General features: G+C 68.9%; 9 protein-coding genes and 1 rRNA gene. All 10 read left to right on the top strand.

Features of this window, described 5'->3' with window-relative positions; genetic code table 11:
• Positions 1-72: ribosomal RNA gene (gene rrf, locus KEC57_RS19245) — 5S ribosomal RNA — on the top strand; the annotation flags it as partial.
• Positions 73-1,133: 1,061 nt separating this feature from the next.
• Complete coding sequence (locus KEC57_RS06210) at positions 1,134-2,132, top strand: tetratricopeptide repeat protein (RefSeq protein WP_229383710.1); 999 nt, start codon at positions 1,134-1,136, stop codon at positions 2,130-2,132.
• Positions 2,132-3,172, top strand: a complete 1,041-nt coding sequence (locus KEC57_RS06215) for an HAD-IIA family hydrolase (protein ID WP_229383711.1) — start codon at positions 2,132-2,134, stop codon at positions 3,170-3,172. Before KEC57_RS06210 ends, KEC57_RS06215 begins: the two co-directional genes overlap by 1 nt.
• Positions 3,173-3,210: 38 nt before the next feature.
• Complete coding sequence (locus KEC57_RS06220) at positions 3,211-3,369, top strand: hypothetical protein (RefSeq protein ID WP_229383712.1); 159 nt, start codon at positions 3,211-3,213, stop codon at positions 3,367-3,369.
• Positions 3,366-4,166, top strand: a complete 801-nt coding sequence (locus KEC57_RS06225; RefSeq protein WP_229383713.1) for a TlyA family RNA methyltransferase — start codon at positions 3,366-3,368, stop codon at positions 4,164-4,166. Before KEC57_RS06220 ends, KEC57_RS06225 begins: the two co-directional genes overlap by 4 nt.
• The gene (locus tag KEC57_RS06230; RefSeq protein WP_229383714.1) at positions 4,163-5,233 is read left to right on the top strand and encodes an NAD kinase; all 1,071 of its coding nucleotides are present in this window, start codon (positions 4,163-4,165) and stop codon (positions 5,231-5,233) included. The genes KEC57_RS06225 and KEC57_RS06230 overlap by 4 nt, the downstream gene beginning before the upstream one ends.
• On the top strand, positions 5,230-6,921 hold the full coding sequence (gene recN, locus KEC57_RS06235) for a DNA repair protein RecN (RefSeq protein ID WP_229383715.1): 1,692 nt from the start codon (positions 5,230-5,232) through the stop codon (positions 6,919-6,921). The genes KEC57_RS06230 and recN overlap by 4 nt, the downstream gene beginning before the upstream one ends.
• A 17-nt stretch (positions 6,922-6,938) precedes the next feature.
• Positions 6,939-8,636, top strand: coding sequence for a CTP synthase (gene pyrG, locus KEC57_RS06240; protein ID WP_229384393.1), 1,698 nt, complete (start codon positions 6,939-6,941; stop codon positions 8,634-8,636).
• Positions 8,629-9,240, top strand: coding sequence for an NUDIX domain-containing protein (locus KEC57_RS06245; RefSeq protein ID WP_229383716.1), 612 nt, complete (start codon positions 8,629-8,631; stop codon positions 9,238-9,240). The genes pyrG and KEC57_RS06245 overlap by 8 nt, the downstream gene beginning before the upstream one ends.
• A 40-nt stretch (positions 9,241-9,280) precedes the next feature.
• The gene (gene xerD / locus KEC57_RS06250) at positions 9,281-10,261 is read left to right on the top strand and encodes a site-specific tyrosine recombinase XerD (protein ID WP_229384394.1); all 981 of its coding nucleotides are present in this window, start codon (positions 9,281-9,283) and stop codon (positions 10,259-10,261) included.
• Positions 10,262-10,270: the final 9 nt, after the last annotated feature.

Below are 10,270 nucleotides of genomic sequence, written 5' to 3' on the forward strand. Positions count from 1 at the left end.
CCGGAAGCTAAGCCTCTCAGCGCCGATGGTACTGCAGGGGGGACCCTGTGGGAGAGTAGGACACCGCCGGACTTCCATTACCGAAATGGCCACCCAACGCAGGGTGGCCATTTCGCGTTAACAGACCGATTGCCTGGGGGCACGGCATCCAGGAGGATCGAGTAATGACAGACCACGAATCACGTGACGGCGCGGGAGCGAGCGCGCCGCGCGAACGATCCGGGGAGAAGTCGTCCTCGAACCGAAGCGATCGCAAGCCCTACGAGAAGCGCGGCTCCGACCGCGCTCCTCACCAGAAGCGTGACGGCGATAAGTCGTACGCTCCGCGTGAGGGGGATCGGAAGCCGTACGCCCCGCGCGATGGCGATCGGAAGCCGTATCAGAAGCGTGATGGCGACCGTCCCTACGCTCCTCGGGACGGTGACCGGAAGCCTTACGCTCCTCGGGACGGCGATCGCAAGCCGTACACCCCGCGCGATGGCGAGCGGAGGCCGTATCAGAAGCGTGATGGTGACCGTCCTTACGCTCCGCGTGACGGGGATCGCAAGTCGTACCCTCCGCGCGATGGCGAGCGGAGGCCGTATCAGAAGCATGATGGCGACCGTCCCTACGCTCCGCGCGATGGGGATCGCAAGCCGTACACCCCGCGCGATGGCGAGCGGAGGCCGTATCAGAAGCGTGATGGCGACCGTCCCTACGCTCCTCGGGACGGTGACCGGAGGCCTTACGCCCCTCGGGACGGTGACCGGAAGTCGTACGCCCCGCGTGACGGCGATCGCAAGCCGTACCCTGCGCGCGATGGCGATCGGAAGCCGTATCAGAAGCGTGATGGCGACCGTCCCTACGCTCCGCGTGACGGTGACCGGAAGCCGTACACCCCGCGTGACGGTGACCGGAAGCCGTACACCCCGCGTGACGGTGACCGGAAGCCGTACACCCCGCGTGACGGTGACCGGAAGCCGTACACCCCGCGGGACGGTGACCGGAAGCCGTACACCCCGCGTGACGGTGACCGGAAGCCGTACACCCCGCGTGACGGTGACCGGAAGCCGTACACCCCGCGTGACGGCGATCGCAAGCCGTACGCCGCGCGCGACGGCGATCGTGCCTACGCGCCGCGCGGAGACCGGCCGATGCGTGGTGGGGCGGATCGTCCCGACCGCGCCACGCGTGATGGCGAGATCCGTTCCGTTCGCCCGCGGCACGACGACCCCTTCATCCCGGAGGAGGTCACGCCGCACGATCTTCCTGCGAGCGCCCGCAATGAGCTCAAGACCCTGAGCAAGGAGAACGCCGACGAAGTCGCCCGTCACCTGGCGATGGCTTCGCAGCTGATCGACGAGGATCCCGCACTCGCCCACCAGCATGCGCTGTCGGCATCCCGTCGTGCCGGTCGCATCGCGATCGTCCGCGAGACGCTCGCGATCACGGCGTATGCCACGGAGGACTACGCGCTCGCGCTCCGCGAACTGCGGACGTACCGGCGGATCTCTGGCAACGACGACCAGATCGCACTGATGGTCGACAGCGAACGCGGTGTGGGACGACCGGACCGCGCGCTCGAGGTTGCTCGCGCCGTCGATCGCACCAAGCTTCCGACAGCCGTGCGGGTCGAGCTCGCGATCGCGATGTCGGGCGCTCGGCTGGACCTCGGCGAAACGGAGCGCGCACTTCACGAACTGGACATCCCGGAATTCGATCCCGACCGTGCTTTCGAGTGGAGTCCCGCGCTGTTCGCGGCCCGCGCGTCCGTGCTCGAAGAGCTCGGTCGCACGGACGAGGCAGCGGAGTGGTCGCGGCGAGCGTTTGTTGCCGCCGAGGCGCTCGACGCCGCATCCGGAGCCGGCGATCTCGAGACGGTGTTCGTCGAGGACGCGTTCGAGGACAACGGGATCGACGTCGAGGATGACTCGGATGAGGATGACTCGGATGAGGATGACTCGGATGAGGATGACTCGGATGAGGATGACTCGGATGAGGATGACTCAGACGACGAGGACGAGGACGAGGACGTAGTCGCTGCGGCTGCCGAACCAGCGCCGTCGATCGAGGACGAGGTCGCCGAGATCCTCGTCGAAGCAGGCATCGACGATCCCGAGTCCGACGAGCAGATCGACGAGGCCGGACGCTGATGGCACTGTTCGGGCGGCGGTCGTCGTCGACGACCGCCCCGCTCGAGGGTGTGGATGTCGTGCTCGCCGATCTCGATGGCGTCGTGTACGCCGGGGCTGGCGCGCTGCCCTACGCGGTGGACAGTCTGAATCTGGCTCGCGACGGTCGCACGCTCGCCTACATCACGAACAATGCGTCGCGGACGGATGCCTCGGTGGCAGCGCACCTGACGGAGCTCGGTCTCGAGACGGCGCCCCGCGATGTCGTCACGAGCCCGCAGGCCGCGATGCGGTTGCTCGTGGATCTCATCGCCCCGGGTTCGACGATCCTCGTGGTCGGCGGCGAGGGACTCGTCGTCGAAGTGGAGAAGGCGGGCTTCGTCGTGACGCGCAGCGCCGACGACTCGCCGGCCGCCGTCGTGCAGGGCTTCGCGCCCGAAGTGGGCTGGACCCAGCTCGCGGAGGCTGCGTTCGCGCTGAAGACTCCTGAAGAGGAAGGTGGCATTCCCTGGATCGCCACCAACACCGACTGGACGATTCCGCAGTCGCGGGGGATCGCACCAGGCAACGGCACTCTGGTGTCGGCTGTGCACACCGCCATCGGTCGCCTTGCGACGGTGGCGGGCAAGCCCGAGGTGCCGATCTTCGACGAGGCTGTCACGCGATTCGACTCGCGGCATCCGCTATTTCTCGGCGACCGTCTCGACACCGATATCCTCGGGGCCAATCGTGCGGGGATCGCGTCGGCGCTCGTGCTCACGGGAATCGACCGGCCCAAGCATGTGCTCGCGGCCCCAGAAGGCTCGCGTCCCGCGTACATCCTGGGCGATTTGCGTGAGCTTCACGAGCCGTACCCGGAAGTGCTCGTCGCCGACGGCATCGCGACGGTGCGGGGAGCGCGGGTCGCGATCGAGGGACCCGACGTGCGCATCGTGAGCGAGGGGGATCGGCCGATCGATCTCGTGCGCGCCGGCGCGGCCGCGATCTGGTCGACGGGGCGGGCGATCTTCGGATTCCGTGTTCCCGAGCGGCTCTACGCGGATCCGTTCCACCGGCCCTGATCGCCGACCGGCGCGCTGCTCGGCCGTATCCTGGGGGCATGGATCAGCCTCGTGACCGTGACGCCGACGCCGGCGACCTGCTGTCGACCCTCGAGGTGATCGAGGCGCAGCCCCTCGCCACGCGAGCGGACGCGTACGACGCCCTGCACGACACGCTGGCCCGCCGCCTCGAAGCGACGCCCGGCGCGACCTCATGACGACTCGCCTCGACGCCGCTGTCGCCGCTCGGGGCCTCGCGCGCTCCCGCACCCACGCCGCGGCGCTCATCGCCGAGGGGCTCGTGAGCGTCGATGGGCTTCCCGTGGTCAAGGCCTCCACCATCGTCTCCGACGACGCGGCGATCGAGGTGGCAGGCACCGACCACTACGTGAGCCGTGCGGCCCACAAGCTGCTCACCGGTCTCGACGCGTTCGGCGTCGATGTGCGCGGGCGCGTTGCGCTCGATATGGGCGCCTCCACAGGCGGGTTCACCCAGGTGCTGCGCGAGCGCGGCGCCGAGCCCGTGATCGCTGTGGATGTCGGGCACGGTCAGCTCGCGGCATCCGTCGCCGGCGATCCTTGCGTGATCTCGATCGAGGGTTTCAACGTCCGTTACATGACGCCCGCATCGCTCGCAGAGGCGAGCGGCGTCCAGGCGCCTGTGTCCGTGATCACCGGAGACCTTTCATTCATCTCTCTGGCGCACGTCCTGCCGGCGGCGCGCGGTGTCGCGGCGTCGGATGCCGATCTCGTACTCCTCATCAAGCCGCAGTTCGAGGTCGGCAGAACCGCGGTCAAGGGCGGCCTGGTGACCAACCCGACTCGTCGCGCCGATGCCGTCGCGGGCGTGCTCTGGGCGGCCTGGGATGCGGGACTGGGTACGTGCGGCGTCATCTCCTCCCCGATCCTGGGCACGCACGGCAATTCCGAGTTCATCGCCCACCTCGCGCCGGACCGGGGAAGCAATCCGACAGAATGGTTGAGCACTGTGAACCGACTGGCGGGGAGCCGATGAACAACGCCGACGCACAGCACCATTCGCGCGCTGACGGGCAGGCCGAGCGCAGCATCCTGGTCGTGGCGCACGCCCACCGCCCAGACACGGTGATCGCCGCGGAAAGGGTCGTGGCGTCTCTGCGCGCTGCCGGCGCGCGACCCGTGCTGGCGCCCGACGATCGCGACGACCTCATCGCGGTGCGGTCCACCCTCGTGGATGTGGCCGTGCTCGGAATCGATGTGCCCGTCGACGACATTGAGCTCGCGATCGTGCTCGGTGGCGACGGCACGATCCTCCGGGCGGCGGAGCTCGTTCGAGAAGGAACCGCACCGGTGCTCGGCATCAACATGGGGCACGTCGGCTTCCTCGCCGAGATCGAACGCGACGATATGGACGAGGCGGTGCACCGCGTCATCAATCGCGACTACGACGTCGAGGAGCGCCTTGCCCTGCAGGTGCGAGTGAAGGACACCGTCGACTCCGTCATCTATGAGACATGGGCGCTCAACGAGGCGACCGTCGAGAAGGCGAGCCGCGAGCGCATGCTCGAGGTCGTGATCGAGATCGACGGGCGTCCGCTGTCGACGTTCGGCTGCGATGGAGTCGTCGTGTCGACGCCCACCGGCTCCACCGCCTACAACTTCTCTGCCGGAGGGCCGGTCATCTGGCCCACTGTCGAGGCGATCTCGGTCGTTCCGCTCTCGGCGCATGCCCTGTTCGCCAAACCCCTCGTCGTCGGCCCCGAGCACGCGGTCGCGATCGAGGTGCTCGAACGAACGAACGGCACCGGCATCCTGTGGTGCGACGGGCGGCGCTCGCACGAGCTGCCCCCGGGCGCTCGGGTCGTGGTGCGCAGGTCAGATCGCCCGGTGCGTCTGGCGCGCCTGCATCTGGCGCAGTTCACCGACCGGCTGGTGCGCAAGTTCCGCCTTCCCGTCGAAGGCTGGCGTGGTCCGGCAGCGATCACCGCGCCGCTCACCAGCCGAACGGTGGATCCCGCGCGCCGTGGCCTTTCGTCCGTCGTTGCGGACGCTCCCGGGGAGCCGGTCGTTCTCGCGCCCCCGGGAACCGAGGGCGCACTGTGATCGAGGAGATGCGCCTGCGCGATCTCGGAGTGATCGCCGAGGCGACGCTGCCGATCGGTCCGGGATTCACGGCGATCACGGGTGAGACCGGAGCAGGCAAGACGATGGTCGTGACGGGTCTCGGTCTGCTGCTCGGACAGCGCGCCGACTCCGGCGCGGTGCGCGCCGGAGCCTCGCAAGCCACGGTCGACGGCGTATGGATCATCCCCGAGGCGGGGGGAGTGGCCGATCGCGTCCGCGAGGCCGGCGGCGACGTCGAGCCGATCGGCGACGGACGTGCCGAGCTGTTCGTCGGCCGCTCCATCTCGAGCGAGGGCCGCGGGCGGGCCTCCGTCGGCGGACGCGCGGCGCCCGCGGGCGTGCTCGCCGACCTCGCCGACGAGCTCGTCGTCGTGCACGGTCAGTCCGACCAGCTGCGCCTGCGGTCGGCCGCGGCCCAGCGCCACGCTCTCGACCGCTTCGGCGGTGCGAAAGTGCAGTCCGCGCGTGATGAGTATCGGCTGGCATTTGAGCGATGGCGCGCCCTCGATCGCGAGCTGTCGCAGCTGACGGCCGATCGCGACACGCGGGCGCGCGAGGCGGAGGAACTGCGCGCCCAGCTCGATGAGATCGAGCAAGCTGCCCCCCAGACAGGCGAAGACGCCGAACTCGCCACGCGTGCGGAACGTCTCGCGAATGCCGAAGAGCTGCGGGTCGCAGCCGCTTCCGCCCATGACGCTCTCTCGGGCGAGGGGGAGGCTCCGGATGCCGGATCCCTGCTCGCCGAAGCACGTCGTGCACTCGAACGCGTGCACGACCCGGTGCTGGAAGAACTCGCCGGTCAGATCGCCGATCTCGGCTACCGGGCCGCCGACATCGCGGCAGCGCTCGCCGGATACCTCGCGGATCTCGACGAGTCGGGTCCTCACGAGTTGGCCGCCGTCGAGGAACGCAGGGCTGTGCTCGCCGGCCTCGCTCGTGCCCACGGCACGCTCGATGCTGCAGTGGCGCTGCTCGACACGGGCTCTTCGCGCCTTGCCGAACTCGAAGACGACTCCGACCGCCTCGAACGGCTGACCGTCGAGCGGGACTCCGCGGCATCCGCTCTCGACAAGACCGCAAGCGCTCTCACCGCGGCCCGCACCGCAGCCGCCGGTCGCTTGGGAACCGCCGTGACGGTCGAACTGCGGGCACTCGCGATGCCCGACGCGCGGCTCGAGGTCGCCGTGTCTGCGGGCACCGAGACCGCGTCAGGGCGCGACGACGTCGCGATCCTGCTGGCGCCGCACCCGGGCGCTGAGCCTCGCAGCGTGGCTCGCAGTGCGAGCGGCGGCGAACTCAGCCGCGTGATGCTGGCCATCGAGGTCGTCATCTCCGCCGTCGACCCGGTGCCGACGTTCGTGTTCGACGAGGTCGATGCCGGAATCGGCGGGGCTGCAGCCATCGAGGTCGGTCGGCGCCTGGCGCGGCTCGCACTGTCGTCCCAGGTGATCGCCGTCACCCATCTCGCGCAGGTCGCGGCCTTCGCAACGAACCACTTGAGTGTCGTGAAGGCGAGCGACGGCACGGTCACCGCCTCGGACGTCCGCCGCCTGGACGGATCCGAGCGAGAGGCCGAGATGGCGCGTCTGCTCTCGGGAATGCCCGACTCGGAGGCTGCGCTCAGTCACGCTCGTGAGTTGCTCAGCCTTCGCACTGCCACCGACTGATAGGATCAAAGCCCGTGATGCAGACTTCTGGTTCTACCCGCGGCGACAGTTCGAACGACACCACCAAGCACATCTTCGTGACCGGCGGTGTCGTTTCCTCGTTGGGCAAGGGCCTCACCGCCGCCAGCCTCGGAAATCTCCTCACGGCGCGCGGTCTGCACGTCGTGATGCAGAAGCTCGACCCTTATCTCAACGTCGATCCGGGAACGATGAACCCGTTCCAGCACGGCGAGGTGTTCGTGACCGACGACGGCGCTGAGACGGATCTCGACATCGGCCACTACGAGCGCTTCCTCGACATCGAGCTGAGCCAGGCGGCGAATGTCACGACCGGTCAGATCTACTCGCAGGTCATCGCCAAGGAGCGTCGCGGCGAGTACCTCGGCGACACGGTGCAGGTGATCCCGCACATCACCGACGAGATCAAGCGCCGCATGCGGTTGCAGGCCGACGAGAATCCCCGGCCCGACGTCATCATCACCGAGATCGGCGGCACGGTCGGCGACATCGAGTCGCAGCCCTTCATCGAGTCGGCGCGTCAGATCCGCCACGAGCTGGGCCGTGCGAACGTGTTCTTCGTGCACGTGTCGCTCGTGCCGTTCATGGGTGCGTCCGGCGAGCAGAAGACGAAGCCCACGCAGCACTCGGTCGCAGCTCTGCGTTCCATCGGCATCCAGCCCGACGCTCTGGTCCTGCGCAGCGATCGCCCCGTCACCGAGGCGAACAAGCGCAAGATCGCGCTCATGTGCGACGTCGACGAGGATGCGGTCGTCAACGCGGTCGACGTTCCGAGCATCTACGAGATTCCGACCATGCTGAATGCGCAGGGTCTCGACGAGTACATCGTGCGCACCCTCGGTCTCGGCAAGGCTGCCGATGTCGACTGGTCGCGGTGGCAGCGAGTGCTCCAGGCGGTACACAACCCCAAGCACGAAGTCACGATCGGGCTCATCGGCAAGTACATCGATCTGCCGGATGCCTACCTCTCGGTCACCGAGGCGCTCAAGGCCGGCGGGTTCGCACAGGAGACGCATGTCAGCATCCGGTGGATCCCGTCCGACGAGTGCGAGACGCCGGAGGGCGCCGAGAAGGCGCTCGGCTCACTCGACGGCATCGTGATCCCGGGCGGCTTCGGCATTCGGGGGATCGAAGGCAAGATCGGCGCGCTCAAGTTCGCGCGTGAGCAGGGCATCCCGACGCTCGGCATCTGCCTGGGTCTGCAGTGCATCGTGATCGAGTACGCGCGGAACGTCGCCGGCATCGTCGATGCGTCCTCCAGCGAGTTCGACCCCGACACCGAGCACCCCGTCATCGCGACGATGCAGGAGCAGGTCGACATCCTCGACCACGGCGACCTCGGCGGTACGATGCGTCTCGGCCTCTATCCGGCGAATCTCGCGGAGGGCTCGATCGCGGCCGAGGTGTACGGCTCGACGCGAGCCGAGGAGCGCCACCGTCACCGCTACGAGGTGAACAACCGCTACCGCGATCAGATCGCCGCGGCGGGCCTCGTCTTCTCGGGAATCAACCCCGACCTCGACCTCGTGGAGTACGTCGAGCTGCCGCGCGACGTGCACCCGTACTACATCGCGACGCAGGCGCATCCCGAGCTGCGTTCGCGCCCGACGAACGCCAACCCGCTGTTCCGCGGCCTCGTCGGTGCGGCCGTCGAGCGTCACCGGGCAAGCGAGCTGTTCGATGTCGAGAATGGCTGATCCGGCCGTGGTCGACCTTCGCACCCTCGCCGACGAGCCGGTCGAGGCGGCGGTGCTCGATACCGAGCTCGTGTATGGCGGGCACGTGTGGGATGTCCGCAGCGACACGGTGGCCTACGGCGACGGACAGATCGTGCGCCAGTACGTCGACCATCCGGGAGCGGCGGCGGTCGTGGCTCTCGATGAGGACGATCGTGTGCTGCTGATCCAGCAGTACCGGCATCCGATCCGTCATAGGGATTGGGAGATCCCGGCCGGACTCCTCGACGTCGACGGCGAGACGCCTCTGGAGACCGCGCGACGTGAGCTCGCCGAGGAGGTCGACCTCGTCGCTTCGTCGTGGGAGCCGCTGGTGAGCATCTTCACGACGCCAGGCGGCAACGACGAGATCGTCCACCTGTTCCTCGCTCGCGGGCTCGCACCTGCCGGCGCGGTGCACGCGCGCGAAGACGAGGAGGCCGACATCCGCCTGGAATGGCTGCCGCTCGCCGACGTGATCGCAGGGGTCTTCGCCGGGCGACTGCGCAACGGCATCATGGCGGTGGGCGTGCTCGCCGCCGCAGAGCGCCTCCGCGGCGCGCAGGCGGAGGCCGCGGGAGACTGACGATGCGGCGCGCAGGGTGCTCGGATGCGGCGTGGCCGACATGAGACTCAAACGCGCGGTGGACTCGTACCTGCGGCACGTCTCGATCGAACGAGGTCTGTCGGAGAACACCGTCGCCGCCTACCGACGTGACCTGGCGGTCTACCTCTCCTGGCTGCACGAGCAGGGGATCGATGACTCGGCTTCGGTGACCACCGATCTCGTCGCGAGCTTCGTGGCCGATAGGGCCGCCGCGAAGCCACCGGTCGCGGCGTCGTCGCTCGCGCGCCTGCAATCGTCGGTGCGGGGCTTGCACCGCTTCCTGGCGCGGGAGGGCGTCGAATCCGATGATCCGTCCGCGCGGCTGCGTCCGCCGAAGCAGCCGCGCCGGCTGCCGAAGGCGCTGACGATCGACCAGGTCGAGAAGCTGCTGGATGCCTCGGGGCCGGCCCCGGCCCCGGCCCCGGCGGTGGCGGTGGCGGAGGGTGCGGCATCCGAGGCGCCCGGCGAGCCCGGAGCATCGGCGGGCGATCTGACGGGACTGCGCGATCGGGCGCTGCTGGAACTGCTGTATGCGACGGGCGCCCGGGTGACGGAGATCGTGCAGCTCGATGTCGACGATGTCGCGCACGGCGATGTGCTGCGTGTGCGCGGAAAGGGCTCCAAGGAGCGCATCGTGCCGGTCGGATCGTACGCACGCGCAGCGGTGGACGCGTATCTCACGCGGGCAAGACCCGAGCTCTCGCGCAGGGGGCGAGCGAGTCCGAGGCTTTTCCTCGGTGCCCGTGGGGCTCCGCTGTCGCGCCAGAGCGCGTGGCTCGTGATCCGATCCGCTGCCGAACGCGCCCACCTCACCGCACACGTCTCGCCGCACACGCTGCGCCATTCGTTCGCGACGCATCTGCTGCAGGGCGGCGCCGACGTGCGCGTCGTGCAGGAGCTGCTCGGGCACGCGTCGGTGGCGACGACCCAGATCTACACCTACGTCTCTGTGGACGCCCTGCGCGACGTCTACGCGACATCCCACCCGCGCGCCCGATGATCGCCGGGC

The organism is Microbacterium allomyrinae (assembly GCF_020682705.1).
Lineage (GTDB): Bacteria > Actinomycetota > Actinomycetes > Actinomycetales > Microbacteriaceae > Microbacterium > Microbacterium allomyrinae.

What these genes read in the sequence shown, in the direction of transcription:
- KEC57_RS06220 (WP_229383712.1), top strand. Translation starts at nt 3,211, where the DNA reads ATGGATCAGCCTCGTGACCGTGACGCCGACGCCGGCGACCTGCTGTCG.
- pyrG (WP_229384393.1), top strand. Translation starts at nt 6,939, where the DNA reads ATGCAGACTTCTGGTTCTACCCGCGGCGACAGTTCGAACGACACCACC.
- KEC57_RS06245 (WP_229383716.1), top strand. Translation starts at nt 8,629, where the DNA reads ATGGCTGATCCGGCCGTGGTCGACCTTCGCACCCTCGCCGACGAGCCG.
- KEC57_RS06210 (WP_229383710.1), top strand. Translation starts at nt 1,134, where the DNA reads ATGCGTGGTGGGGCGGATCGTCCCGACCGCGCCACGCGTGATGGCGAG.
- KEC57_RS06215 (WP_229383711.1), top strand. Translation starts at nt 2,132, where the DNA reads ATGGCACTGTTCGGGCGGCGGTCGTCGTCGACGACCGCCCCGCTCGAG.
- KEC57_RS06230 (WP_229383714.1), top strand. Translation starts at nt 4,163, where the DNA reads ATGAACAACGCCGACGCACAGCACCATTCGCGCGCTGACGGGCAGGCC.
- KEC57_RS06225 (WP_229383713.1), top strand. Translation starts at nt 3,366, where the DNA reads ATGACGACTCGCCTCGACGCCGCTGTCGCCGCTCGGGGCCTCGCGCGC.
- xerD (WP_229384394.1), top strand. Translation starts at nt 9,281, where the DNA reads ATGAGACTCAAACGCGCGGTGGACTCGTACCTGCGGCACGTCTCGATC.